16 protein-coding genes are annotated in these 19,550 nt (G+C 45.8%); all 16 read right to left on the bottom strand.

Features of this window, described 5'->3' with window-relative positions:
• Positions 1-168: 168 nt before the first annotated feature.
• Positions 169-1,776 (bottom strand): C40 family peptidase, encoded by a 1,608-nt coding sequence (locus K401_RS0123880; protein WP_024295309.1) that lies wholly within the window; start codon positions 1,774-1,776, stop codon positions 169-171.
• 253 nt (positions 1,777-2,029) lie between these two features.
• Positions 2,030-2,827 (bottom strand): ABC transporter ATP-binding protein, encoded by a 798-nt coding sequence (locus K401_RS0123870; RefSeq protein ID WP_024295308.1) that lies wholly within the window; start codon positions 2,825-2,827, stop codon positions 2,030-2,032.
• 3 nt (positions 2,828-2,830) lie between these two features.
• Positions 2,831-3,745 (bottom strand): ABC transporter permease, encoded by a 915-nt coding sequence (locus tag K401_RS0123865; protein WP_024295307.1) that lies wholly within the window; start codon positions 3,743-3,745, stop codon positions 2,831-2,833.
• Between the two features lie 250 nt (positions 3,746-3,995).
• Positions 3,996-5,033, bottom strand: a complete 1,038-nt coding sequence (locus K401_RS0123860) for an ABC transporter substrate-binding protein (RefSeq protein WP_024295306.1) — start codon at positions 5,031-5,033, stop codon at positions 3,996-3,998.
• Positions 5,034-5,244: 211 nt separating this feature from the next.
• Positions 5,245-6,108 carry a YitT family protein gene (locus K401_RS0123855; protein ID WP_024295305.1) on the bottom strand — a complete coding sequence of 288 codons (864 nt, stop codon included), beginning with the start codon at positions 6,106-6,108 and terminating at the stop codon, positions 5,245-5,247.
• 148 nt (positions 6,109-6,256) lie between these two features.
• Positions 6,257-7,774 (bottom strand): UDP-glucose--hexose-1-phosphate uridylyltransferase, encoded by a 1,518-nt coding sequence (gene galT / locus K401_RS0123850; RefSeq protein WP_024295304.1) that lies wholly within the window; start codon positions 7,772-7,774, stop codon positions 6,257-6,259.
• Between the two features lie 90 nt (positions 7,775-7,864).
• On the bottom strand, positions 7,865-8,380 hold the full coding sequence (locus K401_RS0123845) for a Gx transporter family protein (protein ID WP_024295303.1): 516 nt from the start codon (positions 8,378-8,380) through the stop codon (positions 7,865-7,867).
• 138 nt (positions 8,381-8,518) lie between these two features.
• Positions 8,519-9,406 (bottom strand): DegV family protein, encoded by an 888-nt coding sequence (locus K401_RS0123840; RefSeq protein ID WP_024295302.1) that lies wholly within the window; start codon positions 9,404-9,406, stop codon positions 8,519-8,521.
• A 34-nt stretch (positions 9,407-9,440) separates the two neighbouring features.
• Positions 9,441-10,844, bottom strand: coding sequence for a sensor histidine kinase (locus K401_RS0123835; RefSeq protein WP_024295301.1), 1,404 nt, complete (start codon positions 10,842-10,844; stop codon positions 9,441-9,443).
• Positions 10,845-10,888: 44 nt separating this feature from the next.
• Positions 10,889-11,578 carry a response regulator transcription factor gene (locus K401_RS0123830; RefSeq protein WP_024295300.1) on the bottom strand — a complete coding sequence of 230 codons (690 nt, stop codon included), beginning with the start codon at positions 11,576-11,578 and terminating at the stop codon, positions 10,889-10,891.
• A gap of 33 nt (positions 11,579-11,611) precedes the next feature.
• Positions 11,612-13,267, bottom strand: coding sequence for a Na/Pi cotransporter family protein (locus tag K401_RS0123825; protein ID WP_024295299.1), 1,656 nt, complete (start codon positions 13,265-13,267; stop codon positions 11,612-11,614).
• A gap of 104 nt (positions 13,268-13,371) precedes the next feature.
• Positions 13,372-14,364, bottom strand: a complete 993-nt coding sequence (locus K401_RS0123820) for a dipeptidase (RefSeq protein ID WP_024295298.1) — start codon at positions 14,362-14,364, stop codon at positions 13,372-13,374.
• A 144-nt stretch (positions 14,365-14,508) separates the two neighbouring features.
• The gene (locus K401_RS0123815; RefSeq protein WP_024295297.1) at positions 14,509-15,687 is read right to left on the bottom strand and encodes an ABC transporter permease; all 1,179 of its coding nucleotides are present in this window, start codon (positions 15,685-15,687) and stop codon (positions 14,509-14,511) included.
• Positions 15,671-16,330: an ABC transporter ATP-binding protein gene (locus K401_RS0123810; RefSeq protein WP_084493144.1), complete on the bottom strand. Its 660-nt coding sequence runs from the start codon at positions 16,328-16,330 to the stop codon at positions 15,671-15,673. Before K401_RS0123810 ends, K401_RS0123815 begins: the two co-directional genes overlap by 17 nt.
• 119 nt (positions 16,331-16,449) lie before the next feature.
• Positions 16,450-18,231, bottom strand: coding sequence for an efflux RND transporter periplasmic adaptor subunit (locus K401_RS0123805; RefSeq protein WP_024295295.1), 1,782 nt, complete (start codon positions 18,229-18,231; stop codon positions 16,450-16,452).
• 14 nt (positions 18,232-18,245) lie between these two features.
• Entirely contained in the window at positions 18,246-19,337 is a 1,092-nt protein-coding gene (locus K401_RS0123800; RefSeq protein WP_024295294.1) for an S-layer homology domain-containing protein, read from the bottom strand.
• Between the last annotated feature and the right edge of the window lie 213 nt (positions 19,338-19,550).

Genomic DNA, 19,550 nt, shown 5'->3' with positions numbered 1-19,550 from the left:
GCACCTGCCTTCATACCGGATCCTGCCTTTCCGTTGTATTTTCAAAATTATAACGGCGTACTCATTATAATCCATTTTCCAGAATTTGTAAACCCGGGGAAAAGCAAAAAGCTCCCGGATTGAAATTTAATCGAAATATCAATTAAATTTCAATCCGGAAGCCTTAAATCAATCACCGATCATATTTCGGATCCTTACCGGTGTCCGGTAATTCCATGTAGATATTTTTATACCGCTTCGCCTGCTGGCTGCATGTACGATCTGACCGTTTCCGATATACATGGCCACATGGTTGATGGTTCCTTTGCTGTCTGCATAATAGATCAGGTCTCCGGGTCTCATCTCACTGGATTTTACCGCCTTGCCCATGCCTGCCTGAGAGCCGGAGTAATGAGGCAGCCCGATGCCGAAATGAGCATAAACAGATAAAGTGAAACCGGAACAATCAGCCCCTTTCGTTAAGCTGGTTCCTCCCCACACATAAGGATTTCCCAAAAACTGCAGGGCATAATTTACGATCTGGGTCCTGAGGGAAGCCTGTGCATTGGCCTTTTCCTCCAACGGGGAAAATTTGATGGCCTCAGGAAGCGCATACCGGACATCCACAAAATCTGTGGATACGTAAGCGCTGCTGTTTTCCTCCAGCTCGATCTCAATCCAGCCGTCAATCTGCTTTAATACAGGATACCGCTCATTGTTGGATATCTGCGTCCATATCTTTGAATCAGTGGAAGGCTCAGTCCTGGCATTTAACATATCCGTGTTTACAATGGCCATAAGCTCCGCCACCTGCATTGCTTCATCCTTTGCCGCCGGTCCTGTGAGGATATAATCGGACTTTACATAGCCTGTAATATTGCCGGACTGGATCTTATACCATCCGTCTTCAGTAGTCTCCAAAATGTTTCCTGCTGCTTTGCTGGGCATTTTCCCGATGATTTTGCCGTTTTCGCTGGGCTCTTCTCTTACATTCAGATAATTATCCACATCTGAAATCCCGATATTCTTGTATAGATTAAATATCATTGCCTTTAAATCCAGCTTTCTGGCCTCGTTCAGTCCGTATTCCAGATTTACGTAGTCTGCGGACAGATACCCAGTGGGAATTTGTACCCAGCCCTCCGTCTGTCCTATGACCTCATACCGCTCATTTAAAAGTGCCTGACCCACCACATCCGAACTGGTGGAAGGTTCCTTCCTGATGTTCATATTGTCGGTCTGGACGACAGCCCTCAGCTTTACCAAGTCCATTGCTTTTGTCTTTGCATCTTCCCCTGTCAGGACATATTCAGAATTTATGTATCCTTCAATTCCGCCGGAAGATATTTTAAACCATCCGGATTCTGTATTCTCAAGGATATCACAGGCACTGTCTCCCTGAAGCTTTCCAATTACATCTTCCTCGGTACCAGGTGCCTTTCTCACATTTAAATAGCCCGATACCTGGATGATTCCCAAATTCTTATAGGAATTTATTACCGTTTCTTTTTCCTCTTTTTCCTTTGCGGCCTGGGCAGCAGACTCAGATTCAGCTTTAACCTTTAAATCCGCTGATTCCTCCGGCTTTTGGGCAGAGGCATCAGATCCTGTGGCAAGGCCCGCCGGCTTTGCAGACATGTGATTTTTTATCGACATTCCCGCCGCTGAAATGACTGCCACGCAAAGAACCGCTGCGCCTCCCAGTGTCATAAGTTTCTTGTAATCATTCTGGCTGCGTTTTTTTCTGGCCTTATCCAAACGGATTGTATAATCTTTTTTCTCGTTATTGTTTTCCATCCTGTACTTTCTCTCCATCTTCCTGTTTTCTAGCGGAAAGCCGATTCAGGCTATGAGCCTATCTGTCTAATTATAGCATAAAATGTCATTCTTTGCGATACAGGTCTCATAAAAAATTATTAAGATTATGTTACAAACAATTAAAAAAGATATATCCGGGAAATACCTTGATAATGAATCTCCGGACATTAAAACAAAAAAACACAGGGCAGGAAGCACATATAAAGGGCTCCTGTCCCATGTTTTTTACCTGCTATTTTGCCAGAATCATTCTGTCGTTGGAAAATTCTTCACCGCTGGCTTCCTCAAACTTCTTAAGTAAGTCTTCCACTTCCAGCTTCTTTTTTTCTTCCCCTGAAATATCATAAATGATGCGTCCTTCATGCATCATCACAAGACGGTTGCCAATCTGGATGGCATCCTTCATGTTATGGGTGATCATAAGCGTGGTAAGATTCTGCTCCTTCACAATTTCCTGAGTGATCTCCAGAACCTTTCTGGCTGTCTTTGGATCAAGTGCGGCAGTATGTTCATCAAGCAGAAGAAGCTTTGGCTTCTTTAAGGTCGCCATCAAAAGGGTAAGCGCCTGTCTCTGACCGCCTGAAAGAAGTCCCACCTTGTTGGTCATACGGTCCTGAAGCCCAAGTCCAAGCTTTTTAAGGGCCTCATGGTAAAATGCCTTTTCATTTGCCCTGATTCCCCAGGCAAGGCCTCTTCCCTGTCCCCGGCGATAGGCCAGCGCCATATTTTCCTGTATCTCCATTCCGGCGGCTGTTCCCATCATAGGATCCTGAAACACTCTTCCGATGTACTTGGCTCTTTTATACTCGGGATCCCTGGATATGTTAATTCCATCGATCTGGATCTTGCCGGAATCAATGGGATACACTCCTGCTATCATATTAAGCATCGTGGATTTTCCCGCTCCGTTTCCGCCGATCACAGTGACAAAATCGCCTTCATTCAGATGGAGATCAATGCCATTTAATGCTTTTTTTTCATTTATGGTATTTTTATTAAACGTTTTTCTGACATTCTTAATATCCAGCACAGTTTATTCTCCTCCCTCTGTATAAGCTTTCCTGATGCGCCATTTGTTTACCATGACCGGAACGCAAAGCGCTACAGCTACGATCCCAGCCGACAACAGCTTCATATCATTGGCATCCATACCCATTCTCAAAACAACGGCACGGATTACAAAATATATGACGGAGCCGACTACTGCAGAGGTGAGTTTGCTTCCAAAGGATCGTAATCTTCCCATAAGCACATCACCGATAACAATAGCGGCAAGGCCGATGACAATGGCACCAGTCCCCATACCGATATCCGCATATTTCTGGCTTTGACACACCAGTCCTCCTGAAATCCCCACAAGCCCGTTGCTTAAGGTAAGTGCCAGAAGCTTTGTCCAGTTGGTATTGACGCCCTGGGCACGGATCATAGCCTGATTATTGCCAGTAGCCCGCATGGCACTGCCGATTTCCGTTCCAAAGAACCAGTAAAGCAGTGCAATCATAATAATTGCAGCCCCGATTCCGATGATCATGGCGGCAGCCTGTTTGCTTAATCCGCTTACCGCTATGAATTTAGACATAATCGTATCCGTCTTTAAAAGCGGTACGTTGCTTTTTCCTCCCATGATCCGGAGATTGATGGACCAAAGCCCGATCTGCGTCAGAATTCCGGCCAGAATCGCGGGTATTTCAAAGATTGTATGTAACAATCCGGTTACCGCTCCGGCCGCCATCCCGGCTATGGCCGCCATCCCCAAGGCAACCCAGGGATCGACATTAAAATTCAATATCATGACGGCGCATACACAGCCGCCCATTGCAAAACTACCATCTACCGTCAAATCGGCAATATCTAACAGTTTATAGGTGATGTAAACACCTAAAACCATAATCCCCCATAAAACTCCCTGAACAACTGCATCCTGAAGGGATATCAGTAAACCACTCATCTATCATTCCTCCGCATATTTTCTCATTTCATATTTCCTGCCCATGTACTTGGGGCATAAAGGTATGCCAGAAAGGCGTTCATATTTCCTGCCCATGTACTTGGGGCGTAAAGTATACCCGTAGGGCGATCATAGGCATAAATGCCTTACATAAAAAATGAAAGCCCCATTCTTTATGTAAAGCATCTATGGTTGACAGGCGGGCCAGTCAAATAGGCGCCGCCTGCCGCTCATTCCTGTTTAAATCTGCCTATTTAAGGCTGGAAACATCGATCCCAAGGGTCTTTGCTGTTTCCTCGTTGACAGTCAGCTTGCACTTATCCAAAGGAAGATACTCAATAGGCATCTTGGAGATGTCCGCACCCTCTGTTAATATCTTCACTGCCTGCTGACCGGTTAAGTAACCCAGTTCATAATAATCAATTCCGTAAGTAGCAAGACCGCCTGCATTTACCATGCCTTCTTCGCCGCAGATTACCGGGATTTTGTTTTCAATGGCTACCATGCTCACTGTTGCCATACCTGCTGCAACAGTATTATCGGTTGGCGCATAGATGGCATCTACCTTGCCTACCATGGAGGTAACTACTGTCTGGATCTCGTTGGAATTGGATACGGTGTAATCCACTGCAGTCATGCCTTCCGCTTCAATGGCATCTTTTGCCATCTTGGCCTGGATCTCTGAGTTGGATTCTGAAGAACAGTAAAGGATTCCTACAGTCTTAGCATCGGGGAGAATCTTCTTTAACAGGGAGATCTGCTCCTTCACAGGGGTCAAATCAGAGGTACCGCTGACATTTCCGCCCGGATTATCGTTGCTTTCCACCAAATCCGAAGATGCAGGATCAGTGACCGCTGTCACCAGAACCGGGATATCGCTCGTAGCTCCTGCCACGGCCTGAGCCGCCGGTGTTGCGATGGCGAGAATCAAATCGTCTTTATCATTGACCAGCTTGCTGGCAATGGTCTGACAGGTAGGCTGGTCGCCGGATGCATTCTGCTGGTCAACGGTATAGTTAAGACCTGCATCGTCAAGGGCCTGGATAAAGCCCTTATTGGAGGCATCCAGGGCTGCATGCTGCACAAGCTGAAGAACCCCGATTTTAAACTGCTTTCCGTCTGCAGTCTTTTCTGCTGTGGATTCCGCCGCTTCACTTGTATTCTCTGCTGCTGTGGTGGTTTCCGGTGCCGCAGTAGTAGTTTCCGGAGCTTTACTTCCGCATGCTGTCATGGACATCATCATGGCGCCGGCGAGAACCAGTGATAATACTTTTGCTGATTTCTTCATAATCTTCTCTCCTCTTCCTTCCAAAATCTCGTCCTTTCTGGAACTTAATTCGTATCATACTACAAAAAAGACAAGCCGTCAATTTTATTACTTTAATTTTATATGTTTTTAAAGCGTTAAAGTACATTTTCGTCAAAATTTACGATAAAAATCCCATATAGTCCATTTCATTCGTCAAAAAGACCGGAGAATCTCTGTTCTCCGGTCTTTTTTAATTGGCAAGAAATCCCTTTCCTATAATCTCACTGGAATTGGATATCAGTATAAATGCAGTGGGTTCCACGGTACGTATATAGTTTTTAAGTTTCAGCGCCTGGGAACGTTTCATGGTTGTTAATATGACGGTCTTTTTATGATGGCTGAAAGCTCCCTGTGCCTCGTAAACTGTGGCGCTCCGGTTAAGCACGTGAATGATGTAATCACAAATGGGCACCGGGTCATCACAGATGATACTGAAGCATTTGCAAAGGTTGATATTCTCAATGACATCGCCAATGACAAGAGATTTGGCCATTAAGCCAAGGGATGAGAATAATCCGGTCTCCGGTCCGAATACAAAGTATGCCAGTATTACACCCGCCACATCCACCAGCAGAAGCACTGTACCTATATTAAGGCTGGTGTACCGTTTCAGGATCATTGCAATAATATCCGTCCCTCCGCTGGAAGCCCCCACGTTAAAAAGAATGGCAGAGCCAACGCTTGGTAAAAGGATGGCAAAGATCAATTCCAAAAGCGGTTCCGTAGTCAGCGGCCTAGTCATGGGATACAGCCGTTCTAAAAAATAGAGTGATGCTGACATCATAATGGTGGCGTAAACTGTTTTGATTCCAAAACTCCGCCCCAGAAACAGAAAGCCGGCTACCAAAAGAGCCGTGTTCACGATATTCGTAAACTCACTGGCCGACCAATGGGTCAATGCACTGATTACTGTTGCAAACCCTGTGACACCTCCGAATGCAAAATTATTAGGGAATTTGAAAAAATAGATTCCCACCACCATAATCCAGATGCTGAACGTGATCAGTCCATACTCTGTAAGCGTTCTCAGTGTTTTGTTTTCTAACTGCTTCATGGCTGTTTGTCTGTCCCCCTCCGGCTCCTTTTAGCCGGTTCCGTATGTTTATGGAATGAATTTAAAACTTCCTTTCACTCCCACTCGAATATACCTCAAAGAGGCGGTAATTACAAACACCAATCCATCTGATATTCTCACAGTCTTTCTATTGTGAACAAGGGGTAAATCCCACGTCTGCAAGGAACCGTGCAAATCCCTTCCGTCCAAGCTCATCACATTTATAAACGCCGGAATCCTCCAACACCCGTTCAAATACCAGACCAACTTCCTTCTTTAAAATATCCTCCACATTTTCCTTTGTCACTGCTTCATAATTTTTTAAAAAAGCCTCCGCCCAGTCCGCGTGTTTTTCAATGGCTTCCTGTTCTCTTATGTTCTTTCCTTCCACAATACATTCAGCCAGGAGATTCAGCTCTTCCTTCAGCCTGGAAGGCAGAACCGCCAATCCCATGACCTCAATTAAGCCGATATTTTCCTTCTTAATGTGATGAAGCTCCTGATGGGGATGGTAAACGCCAAGAGGAAATTCTTCCGTGGTGATATTGTTTCTTAAAACCAGGTCCAGCTCATATACGCCATCCCGCATTCTGGCAATGGGGGTAATGGTGTTGTGAGGCTCTCCGTCTGTTTCAGCAAAGACAAAGAATTCCTCGTCCGTATAAGCCCTCCAGGCATTAAGAACCTTTGTTCCAAGTGCGATTAAATCTTCTGGATTTTTGCTTCTGGTACGCAGTACGGACATGGGCCATTTCACGATTCCGGCTTCCACATTGTCGAAGCCTTCTATCCGGAAACAGCTCTCCATTGGAGCCTTTGCCATGGCAAAATCATAATTTCCTCCCTGAAAATGGTCATGGGAAAGAATGGAACCTCCTACAATGGGCAGATCCGCATTGGAGCCAAGAAAATAATGAGGAAACAGTTTTACAAAATCAAACAGTTTTACAAAGGTCTCTCTCTCTATCTTCATGGGAATATGCTGTCCGTTGAAAACGATGCAGTGTTCATTATAGTAAACGTAGGGGGAATACTGAAAGCCCCACTGGCTGTTGTTGATCTCAAGACGGATGATCCTGTGGTTATTTCTGGCAGGATGGTTTGTCCTTCCTGCATAGCCCTCATTCTCCATGCAAAGCTGGCATTTGGGATAACCGCTTTGTTTTGCATGCTTTGCCGCTGCAATGGCCTTCGGATCCTTCTCAGGCTTTGATAAGTTTACCGTAATGTCCAGTTCTCCGTATTTGGTAGGGGTCACCCAACGCATATCCTTTTTGATCCGGTACCGTCTGATATAATCGGAATCCTGGCTCAGCTTATAATAATATCCGGTCGCTGCCTGGGGGGACTGGCTTTGGTACAGCTCCCAGAACGTCTTTCCTATTTCGCTGGGTCTTGGCATCAGGCAGTTCATCAGCTTTGTATCAAATAAATCCCGGTATGTAACACTGTCTTCCTCTATGATTCCGGTCTGGCAGGCATAATCAAGCAATTCCTTCAAAACAGCTTCCAGCTCTATTTCCCCGCATTCTCCCGGCTGTTCCTCATACTCGTCCATCATCATCACGTCAAGGATCTGGTTAAGGGCATAAAACCGGTCCTCTTCCTCGATCAAGCCTGTGTTAAGTCCATACTGCACCAGTTTCTTAATTGCCTCATCAATCATTGTGGTATCCCTCCTGGTTTCTTTTTCTCCGTATATTCTATCTCATTATACCTTTCCCAAAGCTGCAAAACAATACGATTTATTTTGTTTTTACTGCATTTTTTTTATAAAACCACTGATCCGGTTTATGATCATGCCTCCCAGAATCCCTATGACAAGTCCTGCGGCCGTACCGGAGATCAGAAGCATGGGGAGATAAAAGAACACTCCGGCCTGCTTGACCACAAGGGCGGCCACGCAGACTTGTCCGATGTTATGTCCCACACCTCCCAGAATACTGATGCCCGTTGTGCCGATCCAGTTTTTCTTCCTGCAAAGGACCATGATAAGAAGGCTTAAGCTCCAGCCTCCCAGGCTGTAGAGCATGGCAAACAGGTTCCCAAAGGTGAAGCCGGTGAGAACGATCCGCAAAAGCGAGATGATAACCGTACCGCCTGCTCCGACCGTATAGAGCCCCACAACCGTGACCAGATTGGCGAGTCCCAGCTTTACTCCCGGTATCCCAAGGGAAATGGGGATGAGGGTTTCTACAAAGCTGAGCACAAACGCCAGTGCAATCAGCATCCCGTACAACGCTGCCACATGTGCCGAATTTTTTCCCTTCATAAGAGCTCTCCTTTTTTCTGCAATCAGCCTTTATCTTATCACATTTTGTCATTTATGTAAAAGAAAATCCCGGAGAACATCCTAATAATTAGGAAAACCCTCTCCGGGATAAAACCTTTAATTGATTCTTTTCCTGGTCTAATCCATTCGTTTATCGCCCCAGAAAAACAGTGCAACAGTACCAGGTCCGGTATGGGAGCCGATGACAGCGCCAATGCTGTTTAACACCACATTTCCGGATAAACCGGGGAAGCGTTCTTCTACCAGGGCGGCCACTTCTCTGGCGTCGTTTTCACAGGCGGAATAAGAAATGAAGCATTTTCCGTTGTAATCCCTTCCGCCCTTTGCATGGGCCTCCATGGTATTTACGATCTCCTGGATGGCCTTTTTCTTGGTACGGATCTTCTGTCTTGGAATCAAATGCCCCTTGTCATCAATGCTCATAAGAGGGCAGATGTTAAGAACCGTTCCAAGCATTGCAGAGGTAGCTGAAATCCTGCCGCCCCGCTTAAAGCTGGTTAAGTCGGTGGAAAAAAACCAGTGATGTACAAATAATTTGTTATTCTCCGTCCATTCCCAGGCTTCCTCCAGGGAAACGCCTTTGTCCCTTAAGTCTGCCACTGCCTCAGTCAAAAGTCCATAGCCGGCAGAAGCGGCCAGGGAATCTACAACAATGATCTTTCTTTCCGGGTATCTGGAACTCATCTCTTCTCTGGCCACACATGCGGAATTATAGGTTCCTGATATGCCGGAAGAAAGGGTGAGGTGCAGAATATCCTTGCCTTCCTTTAAAAACGGTTCAAAAAAATTACAATATTCTTCCACATTGACCTGTGAAGTCACCGGTGTTGCGCCTTTGGCGATCCGGTCATAAAATTCCGGAAAGGGAATGCTCTGCCCTAAATCATCCGGATAAGTAACGCCATCCATTGTATAGTGAAAACACACATAGGGAATCTGACGCTGCTCAAAAAACTCCTTCTTCCTGTCTACCGTTGAACAGCAGGTTAAAATAAAACTTCCCATATCTGTACACCTCCTATCATTTGCTGAATCAATATTAACACATTTTTTCCTGAATTGGAATCTTTACGACAAATTCCGTCCCCACATCAAGCTCTGAGCGGACGGTAATGGTCCCATGATAGAAATTTACAATATGCTTTACAATGGAAAGTCCAAGGCCGGTTCCTCCCTGCTTTTTGCTCCGCCCTTTGTCCACCCGGTAAAAGCGCTCAAAAATACGGCTTAAAGATTCTTTTGGAATGCCCATTCCATTATCCTTTACGCGGATTAACACATTGCGGTCCTCTTCTGTCACAGTGACCCACACCTGGCCACCGGGCTTGTTGTACTTTACCGCATTGCTTATGAGATTCCCGAAAAGCTCTTTCATCTGCTGCCCATTGGCATAGATGCAAAGAGGCTTGCAGTCCACATGGATGATGACTTCATGAGACGCCACCAAAGGCTTTAAGGATTCCACGATATCGTTTAAAAGAATGGACAGGCGCACATCGCTTTTTAAAACCTCTGCTTCCTTTGCTTCCAGCCGGGAGATCATTAGAATGTCATTGATGAGATGATTCATATTGACCGCTTCCTTTTTGATGCGTCTTATGAAATCCATCTTTTGTTCTTCATCCTGGATGATCCCGCTTTCCAGAAGCTCCGCATATCCCTGAACCGATGTGATTGGGGTTTTCAGCTCATGAGAGGCATTGCTGAAAAATTCCTGACGGATCTGCTTTTCCAGCTCGATCTGGTTTAAATATTCCTTTATATTCGTAGACATTGACCTGGTCGTTTCTGCGATAATATTAATTTCCGGATATTGGTAGGTTTCAAAGGAAAGATCAGTGTAATCTCCGTTTACTTTCAGCATCTCCTGAGAAATTTCCTTTAACGGCTTTGTTATGGATTTAGAAAAGCTGTCTGCAGAAAAGGCGGAATACATGATGGCCAAGAGAAAGCTGAGCCAGATGGCAGGTAACAGGAGCATTAAATATTCTTTCATTCCGGAATAGGGAATGGCCATACGAAGAATATAATCCGCCTGTGAGGAACGGATGGCAACATACAGCATGTTTTCTTTAAGAGTCTCTGAATAACGCCTGGCCGTGCCGGCCCCCTCTGCAAGAGCCTCCTTCACTTCTTCCCTGTCTAAATGATTATCCAGGGAAGCAGCCGGTACATTTCCAGTATCGGCCGCAACACTTCCATCCATGCGTATGATTGTAAATCGGCTTTGATTTTCGGTGAGTGTCTGCTTAAGATCCTCTATCTCTCCGTCAAGATTGCCGGAATAATCCAGAATCTCATCCATGGCCTTTAGAGTGTAGGTCATATCCTTTCTGGAATTTTTAAGCAATGCGCTGCTGGAGGCAATATAAAAAACAGCACTACTGAGTATCAGCACAACCAGAATGATCTGGATAAATTTCTTAAAGATCACACTTCTCATAGACTCCTCCATTCTGCACATATGCAGCCAGGTCATAGAATTCCTTACTCTTCTGCCTTAATAAAACGGTAGCCCACACCTCGGATCGTCTTGATGCAGGAACCTCCGTTTTCTCCCAGCTTTTGCCGGAGAGTACGGATATGCATGTCCAGGGTCCTGGTTTCTCCATCGTAATCATATCCCCAGATGTGGTTTAAAAGCTCATCTCTGGTGACGACCTTATTATGATTTTCCATTAAATACTGTAAAAGATCAAACTCCTTTAAGGTCAGTTCCACCTTAACGCCGTCACAGTGGACTTCTCTTGTTTTTTTGTTGAGACTCAGGCAGTACTGGTTCAGTTCATTTGCTGAAGCCTGGTCTCTGGTGCTGCGGCGCAGAAGGCTTCGGATTCTGGCTGCCAGCTCCATAACTCCAAAGGGCTTTGTCATATAATCGTCGGCTCCGCCATCCAGTCCTGCCACCTTATCAAATTCCCTGTCTTTTGCTGTCAGGATAAGAACAGGAATATCTTTTAAAGACTCATTTTTACGTATTCTTCGGATAGCTGTCAGTCCGTCCATGCCGGGAAGCATCAGATCAAACACAGCCAGCGCCGGCTTATCTGCTTCAATGTGCTTTAAGGCATCCTCCGCCATCTCAAAAGCAGAAACTTCATAGCCAAAACCTTCCAGAGCAATTTTTATTAAATCTCTGATGTTGTCATCGTCTTCAATTACATAGATAAGTTCCATACAGTCTCCTTTCCATTTTCCTGCCGTCTTCTGTTACATTTCATCCCTCACATAACCGGCAATATTATGAGCATGGTCTGAAATACGTTCCAGGTTGCTCAGCGCATCCAAAAAGACGACTCCGTTTTCCGGTTTACAGGTCTGAGCAGATAAACGCTCAATATGGCGTTCTCTTAATTCCTCTTCCAGGCTGTCCACTCGTTCCTCGCTCTGAACCACTGCACGGACCTCAGACATGTCGGAAGTTGCCCTTGCCTTTATTGCATGCTCCAGAGAGGACCGTACTTCTTTGATCATTTCCTTGATCTCATTTTCTGCTTCCTTTGAGAAAACAATGTTCCGGTTGGCTTTTTCAACCGCAAGCTCAGATAAGTTCTCACAGTGATCACTGACCCTTTCAAAATCGCTGACCGTATAGAACAGATTTTTTACCAGAAGATGCTGTTCTTCATTTAAAGACTGATTGTTGATTTTCACCAGATAATCAATAAGTATTTTCTCATAACCGTTGATCTTCTGTTCCATTTTTTCCACCAGCTTTGCCTCTGCTTTATCGCTGCTGAGAAGAGCTGCCGCTGCAAGATCTAAGTTCTCCATGGCAGCATAACCCATGTTCACCACCTCATGGTTTACGTTTTCAATTGCAAAGGAAGGGGTTTCCAGGATTCTGTCATCCAGATGACGTTTCATCTGAGCATCGGAATCCATGGAAGCTTCCTTCTTATCTTCCCGGACAAGGATTCCCGAGGCCTTTACCAAAAGTCCTGCAAAGGGGAATAAAATGACGGTATTGCTCACATTGAATATGGTATGGAAAATGGATATTCCCACGCTGCTGATCCGTGAAGCCGCGAAAACCGGATTCAGCGTAAATACGACAAACATGATGCAGCCGAAGATCACAGCGCCGGTCACATTAAAAAGCAGGTGGATGACAGCGGCACGCTTTGCGGTTTTATTTGCTCCTATGCTGGAAAGCAGGGCAGTAACACAGGTGCCGATATTTTGTCCTAAGGTGATGAAAATCGCTGACTGCCAGTTTACGATTCCATTGAGCGCCAGGGTCTGCAAAATTCCCACAGATGCCGAAGAGCTCTGAATAATGCCGGTAACCACAAGACCTGCTAAAATTCCAAGAAACGGATTTTTCCCCAAAATAGAAAATGCCTGGCTGAAAATAGGAGCATTCCGGTAAGGAGTGATGGAGTCTGACATAAATGTAAGTCCTACAAACAGCACACCAAAGCCGACTAAAATTTCTCCGATCTGCTTTTTCTTTCCGCTGCCAGTAAAAAGGCTTAAAACAGCGCCCACACCAATCAGTGCCGGAGCAAAAAACTCAGGTTTAAGCATTTCGCCCCATTCGCTCATGGATACGATCCAGCTGGTAACGGTGGTTCCTATATTGGCGCCCATAATGATACCCACGGCCTGGGCCAGATTAATGATCCCGGCGTTAACAAAGCCAACTACCATAACTGTGGTGGCCGAGCTGCTCTGGATGATGGCGGTAATTCCTGTTCCCAAAAGCACACCCATGAGCCGGTTGCTGGTCAGAACTCCTAAAAGCTGCTGCATCTTATGGCCTGCGGACTTTTGAAGCCCATCGGCCATGGCATCCATTCCATAGAGGAACATCCCCAGTCCTCCAATGAATTTAAATAGCATTTGTATATCTGCGATTGACATAGCTTCCTCCTGATTTTTCATGATAAGACATGTTATGTAAGTACTATATCAAATCTATGTAAAGTAAGATGCACATAAATGTAAAATTTATGTAAATTTTTGTCTTAATGTAAAATTTCCTTATAGACCCGAAGGACATTCCCATAAAAGACCGCTTCTATTTCGCTTTCTGAGAATCCCTCTTTTTTCATATAACCTTCCAGAAGGGGCAGATCTTCTGAAGATCTCAGCTCTAAATTTCCTCCGATCCCATCAAAATCCGATCCAAGGCCAATGCACTGGATGCCTCCCACCTGCTTCATATGCTTCATATGGAATATCATATCTTCCAGCCGGCTTAAAACTCCATCTCCCTTTTTCCAGTCATGAAGAAAATCGGCGCAATAATTGATCCCGGCCACACCGCCCCGTTCTGAAAGCCTTTTGATCATATCATCCGTTAAATTCCTGGGATGGGAAGCAATGGTCCTGGCGTTGGAATGGCTGGCTACAAATGGCTTTTCCGTATAGCGGAACACATCTTCAATTCCGGCATCTGACAAATGGGACACATCGATGATCATTCCCAGCTTTTCCATCTCCTGAATAAAAGCGATCCCTTTTTCCGTAAGACCCAGCTCAATTTCCGGCTGGAAAAAGGCCTCTCCTTTTTCCTCCCAGAACCGGTTTGGATGCCCCAGTTCGTTTTTATAATTCCAGGTAAGAGTGGCCATACGGACTCCCAACCGGTAAAAATTCCTTAAAAATGCCAGTTCTCCCTGGCAGACGCCTCCCTCCTCTATGGTGAGCATGGCAGACATCTTCCCATTTCTCCGGTTTTCTTCAATGTCTTCGTAAGTTTTTACAATGCCGATCATATCCTCGTATTTTTCCAGCTCCGTAAAAAAAAGGTCAGCCAGCTTCATACAATATTCAAAGGGATGTTCCTGTCTTGCAAGATTTGTAAACATGGCAAAGTTCTGCAGGCAGTAATCCCCCTTTTTCATGCGCTCCAAATCAATATGGCAGTCATTCTTTAAGATAGAATACTCCTTTCCCTCCTCCCTGCGGTAAAAAAGCTCGGAAATCGTATCACAATGCATATCAACAACCTTCATAATTTCTTTCCTTTCTCATGATCCTTCTAAATTTCCTCGACGCAAAAGGAGCAACCCAAAAAATGAGCTACTCCTTTGGTAACTATGCAAATAGTATCACCAATATGTCATATTTGCAAGAATTTGCAGGAAAATATCGGATTATCACTCACTGCGCAGGGCGTCAATGGGATTTAAATCAGCTGCCCTTCTGGCAGGCATGTAGCCGAACAAAAGGCCGATCCCTACGGATACACTGAAGGAAACTACCACGGCGCCGGGTGTTGGGGTGGCATTCATCCCCATAGCTGTTCCAATGACGGTCGTTGCCACAGAGCCTATCAAGATGCCGGCAACTCCGCCGAGAGAACTGGTAACTGCGGCTTCTATTACAAACTGCTGCATGATGTTGCGTTTTTTTGCACCCAAAGCTTTTCGGATCCCGATCTCCCTGGTCCGCTCTGTTACCGACACCAGCATGATGTTCATGACCCCCACTCCGGCTACCAGCAGCGAGATCCCCGCGATTCCGCCAAGCATCATGGACATCATGGAGATCATGGAATTTAAGGAATCCAAAAGCTCACTCATGGCTGTGATCCGGAATAAGTCCTCATCCTTTAAGATCTCAAAAAGAAAGGTGTTAATCGCTTCCTTTGCCTCTGTGGTATGATCCATATCAGCAGTTGCAAATACATAGCTGTTTATGTCGGCAGTGTTATTCATCTTGGCAGCACTGCTGTAGGGGAGATATAAAACGTCGTCCGAGCCGCCGGCCTTAAGTTCCGAATCATCCTGTCTGGAAACCACGCCAATGATCTGGTAAGCATAACCGTTTATTTTAATAGTCTGGCCAATGGCTTTTTCCGCTCCTCCGTATAATTCCCAGGCAACATAATAACCTGCCACACAGACCTTTTGTCTGGATAGAATATCGGAATACTGAAGAAACCGCCCTGAATCCAGAGTCTGATCCTTCATTTCTAAGTATTCCTCGCTGACGCCGGATACCGTGGTATTTGTCAGGGACTCCGTCCCGTTTTTTAAAGTAGAGGATAAGGAAACCCTTGGCGTCATCTGGGCAAAAAGGCTCCTGTTGTCCTCATAAAATTCATACATCTGATCAACGGTGACGGACCTGGATGAAAGATTGGTCACGTTGACGTTGATCTGGTTGGTACCCATGCTGGCAAAGCTTTCTGTCATATAGGACATCTGCCCGTTTACAAGGCTTACCAGAATGATGACCGATGCCACGCCGATGATGATACCCAGCATGGTGAGAAAGGAACGCATCTTATTTCCCCAGATGCTTTTTAAAGCCATTTTAAAGGATTGCAGAATATTCATTTACGTCTCCATCGAAATTAATCTTACCATCGTGTACCCGGATCACCCGCCTGGCCTCCCGTGCAATGGCGCTGTCATGGGTGATCATGACAATGGTATTCCCTTCATCGTTCAGCTTTTTTAAGAAATTGAGAACTTCCCGGCTGGTTTTGGAATCCAGAGCCCCAGTCGGTTCATCGGCCAGAATCAGAGAGGGATCTCCTGCCAGCGCCCTTGCAATGGAGGCCCTTTGCTGCTGGCCTCCGGAAAGCTGATTGGGAAAGTTTTTCCATTTTTCTGCCAGGCCTACCCGCTCTAAGGAGGCCATGGCCCGGTTGTTCCGTTCAGCGGCTCCTATCCCTGAATACAGCAGGGGCAATTCCACATTTTCAAGAAGATTCAGTCTGGGAAGCAGATTATACTGCTGAAAGATAAAGCCAATCATCTTATTCCGTATCCCGGCCAGCTGATTGTCCGACATCCTTCCCACATCCTCGCCGCCCAGAAGATACTCTCCTGAGGTGGGAACATCCAGTGCGCCTATGATGTTCATGAGCGTGGATTTTCCGCTTCCCGACTTTCCTACGATAGCCACGAATTCTCCCCGGCAGATGGTTAGGGAAACTCCGTTGTTTGCCCGGACCTCCTCCTCCCCCATCTGGTATACTTTATAAATATCCTTTAATTCAATCAAAGAATTTTCCACGCTTTACAACCTCCTTGCTGCCTTTTGGGCCGAGGGCCGCCGCTGCTGCCGGGCCCTCAGCCTCCGGTGTTTCAGCCGCCGTTGCGCCTTGCACCGCCGGAATTACCCCCGGAATTACCGCCAGAACCACTTCCGGAACCGCCGCTGCGCCATCTGCCATCAGAGCCGCCTCCTCCCGGATTTACATTTACGCCGCCCATGCCGCCTGGCATCATAACAGCGTTGGTGTTGCTTACAGTGGTTTGTGCAACATAAACTTCCTGGTTTTCTTCCAGCCCGCTTTTAATCTCCACGTAATTATCATTGATCAGTCCTGTGGTGACTTCTATGGCTTTAAAGCCTGCCGGTATGTTTCCCTGGGCCTCTTTCACTGTTTCATCCTTTACATAAACCTGATTTCCCCGCATCAGTGCATCTGCCGGAACAGCCAGCACATCGGTTGCTTTGTCCAGAATGATCACTCCGTCTACGTTCATGCCGGGAAGAAGCTCATCCATTCCGTCATTTAAGGTAACGGTAACCGGATAATTGGTAACGCCGTTTGAAGTGGAACTTTCCAGGCTCACATTGGTAACAATGCCGGAAAAGGTTTTACCTGTTACCGCATCCGCTGTAACTGTTACCTCCTGGCCAACTTTCACGGACTTGACATCCAGTTCATCCACAGACATTTTAAAGGTATAGCCGGACATATCGTATATGACTGCCAGGGTCGTACTTCCGCTGGAGCTTTTGGTGATCTTATCTCCTGCCTTTACGGATTTAGTAATGACCTTCCCGGATATGGGGGCAGTAATGGTATAGTTATCATAGGTGTCGCTGGTGCTCTCCAGCTTGCTCTTAGCCGATTCCAGGGTCTCCTGAGCCTTTTCCATGGTATCTTTATAAGTTCGTATCAGCTTATCTGCGGACCTGCTTTCCATTGTAAAGATAGGAGTGCCCTTTGCCACATAATCCCCTTCATGGACCAGCAGAGTTCCCACCTCCACATTGGAAGATAAGTCTGCTTTCATGGTCGTCTCAAGTTTTGGCTCAAAGGTTGATTCCACGGTACATACGTAATCGCCCACCGATGCTGTGGCCGGGGTCTCCGTAGTAAGGCCTCCTGGATTTTCCACTTCAATGGTAACGTAGCGGACGATCCGTCCGCCTGTTAAAGTCACATCCATATTGCTGACAGAGGAGACAACGCCTTGAATCTGTTCTCCCGTATCCGTAAGGGTCAGAATTGCTCCCTGGCCGGCCGTTATCTGAGCAGCTTCACCGGAAAGAAAGGGAACCTTGATCTTCATGGTTTTATCATCGTAGATGGAGGCAATTTCCGTATTGTTCCCCACTTTATCCCCTTCCTTAATGGAAAGAGATTTTATGTACCCGCTCTCCGTGGACTTGTAGGTATTCCCGCTGTAATCACTTAAAGCAGCATTATAATCATCCTGAGCGGCTTTATAATTTTCCTCAGCCCTGGCCAGGGAGTTGTTTACGGAGGTCATCTCCGATTCCATGGAGGAGGTGTCGATCTGATAGAGGATCTGTCCCTTTTCCACCTCATCTCCCTCTTCAAAATCTGCTGCAATTACTTCTCCTTCAACCAGAGAAGTAATTTCATATGTATTCAGAGGGGAAATGGTGCCGGAGGAAGACAGTTCCGAAACAATGTCCTGCTTTGTTACCCTTGCTGTTTTGACGCTCTTTGCCGCAGCTGAGACTTCCTTTGACTTTTTATAGCTCACTGTTCCTATGGCTCCTGCCAGAACTGCAAGAATTACAATCAAAAGGATCAGGATCTTTTTCCCCTTTATCCGGCCCTTTCTTTTTTCTCTTGAAAATAATTTCTGAATGACTTTTTTCATTCCGGATTCTCCTGTTAATCTTCTATATAATCAATGACAGTCCTGGTTTCATTTCCTTCATTGTCCACAGAAAGGGTATAGACCAGATTCACGGTATCCCCGACTCTCAGGCCTCCGTAGGAAGAAAATACAAACTTCATTTCAGTGCTGGAAAGCTCATAGGTATTGCCGTCATCCAGTATGATCGCCCCCGGAGTCATTAAGTCAGTAGAATCATAGACCACGTTGGTGATTTCTCCGAATACGGCGGAACGGCCGTTTTCATTTTCATTTCCAACGGTATAAAGCCATACGGTTTTGGAGAGGGAATGATAATAAACCAGAACTCCGTCCGAGCTTTCTAGGGAAACGGTAATTGCATCACTGGAATTGGAAACAGCCTCTCCGTCAAGATAAACATTGGCCTCCCCCAGCTTAAAGGGAAGGAGGGAATTAAGCCTGCTTTTGCTTCTTACGATCTTCGGCCCCTTAAGGCTGTTGTCAACCATTGTAAATGGATTGATCTCACCGTCATCTGTCAATTCACAGTCTAAGCTCTTTCCAAACATGGTTCCGGATTTTGTATCAGTTTTTAAGAGATTATAAAACAGGTTGATGCAATCCTCTTTATTCATGATCTCCAAGGCCTCTTTATTAAGATTCTCATCTAATTCCAGGAAATGATATTTGGAAAGCCTGGAACCGGACTGGTCACCTGTAAAATCGGAATTTACATATTCCAAAAGTGCCAGAACTCCTTTTACCGCCTCCTGAAGGGTTATGGATTCGTCCGGCTTAAAGTTTCCTCCCAGATATCCGTTCATCCACCCCTGCTCCGCTGCAATCCGTATCTGGGCCGCATATTCATGATTTCTCGGCACATCCGCGAATACGGAAGTATTGCTGGTTTTGCCTGCTGTACTTCGATAGGAGGAAGCATTGACCAGCATACTGGCAAATTCTCCCCGTGTCACTGCCAGACCCAGATTCCCGGTGTTCATGATCCCCGAAACCCCAATCACCTTTTTTCTTAAGTCAAAATTACTTGATGCCTCCGTTATCATAGGGCTGACTGCAGTCGCAGCCATTACAAAAGCCAGGGAGGCCGCCATTCTTCGTCCGTTCATCCAGTTTCTCCTCTCATCATTCAAATCTGTAGCTTATTTTAGCAGGCCGATATGTCCATTCTATGACAGTAAGCTGAAATTAACCTGAAACTCTGTAATTTCAGCCTATTTTAAGCTTGATCCCTTATGATTGAAATAACTGAGAAAGCTTGCTTAATAAGCGGTCTCAACTTATAATAGATGATAACCGGTTCATAATAAAGGATATAGGAG

The sequence above is a fragment of the Lacrimispora indolis DSM 755 genome (assembly GCF_000526995.1).
GTDB lineage: Bacteria > Bacillota > Clostridia > Lachnospirales > Lachnospiraceae > Lacrimispora > Lacrimispora indolis.
Note: the sequence above shows the minus strand (reverse complement) of the source record. Positions and strands in the feature narration are given on the sequence as shown.

Bases quoted from the DNA above. Each gene is read 5' to 3' on its own strand.
- K401_RS0123880 (WP_024295309.1), bottom strand. From the start codon at position 1,776: ATGGAAAACAATAACGAGAAAAAAGATTATACAATCCGTTTGGATAAG.
- K401_RS0123865 (WP_024295307.1), bottom strand. From the start codon at position 3,745: ATGAGTGGTTTACTGATATCCCTTCAGGATGCAGTTGTTCAGGGAGTT.
- K401_RS0123860 (WP_024295306.1), bottom strand. From the start codon at position 5,033: ATGAAGAAATCAGCAAAAGTATTATCACTGGTTCTCGCCGGCGCCATG.
- K401_RS0123855 (WP_024295305.1), bottom strand. From the start codon at position 6,108: ATGAAGCAGTTAGAAAACAAAACACTGAGAACGCTTACAGAGTATGGA.
- galT (WP_024295304.1), bottom strand. From the start codon at position 7,774: ATGATTGATGAGGCAATTAAGAAACTGGTGCAGTATGGACTTAACACA.
- K401_RS0123845 (WP_024295303.1), bottom strand. From the start codon at position 8,380: ATGAAGGGAAAAAATTCGGCACATGTGGCAGCGTTGTACGGGATGCTG.
- K401_RS0123840 (WP_024295302.1), bottom strand. From the start codon at position 9,406: ATGGGAAGTTTTATTTTAACCTGCTGTTCAACGGTAGACAGGAAGAAG.
- K401_RS0123835 (WP_024295301.1), bottom strand. From the start codon at position 10,844: ATGAGAAGTGTGATCTTTAAGAAATTTATCCAGATCATTCTGGTTGTG.
- K401_RS0123830 (WP_024295300.1), bottom strand. From the start codon at position 11,578: ATGGAACTTATCTATGTAATTGAAGACGATGACAACATCAGAGATTTA.
- K401_RS0123825 (WP_024295299.1), bottom strand. From the start codon at position 13,267: ATGTCAATCGCAGATATACAAATGCTATTTAAATTCATTGGAGGACTG.
- K401_RS0123820 (WP_024295298.1), bottom strand. From the start codon at position 14,364: ATGAAGGTTGTTGATATGCATTGTGATACGATTTCCGAGCTTTTTTAC.
- K401_RS0123810 (WP_084493144.1), bottom strand. From the start codon at position 16,330: ATGGGGGAGGAGGAGGTCCGGGCAAACAACGGAGTTTCCCTAACCATC.
- K401_RS0123805 (WP_024295295.1), bottom strand. From the start codon at position 18,231: ATGAAAAAAGTCATTCAGAAATTATTTTCAAGAGAAAAAAGAAAGGGC.
- K401_RS0123800 (WP_024295294.1), bottom strand. From the start codon at position 19,337: ATGAACGGACGAAGAATGGCGGCCTCCCTGGCTTTTGTAATGGCTGCG.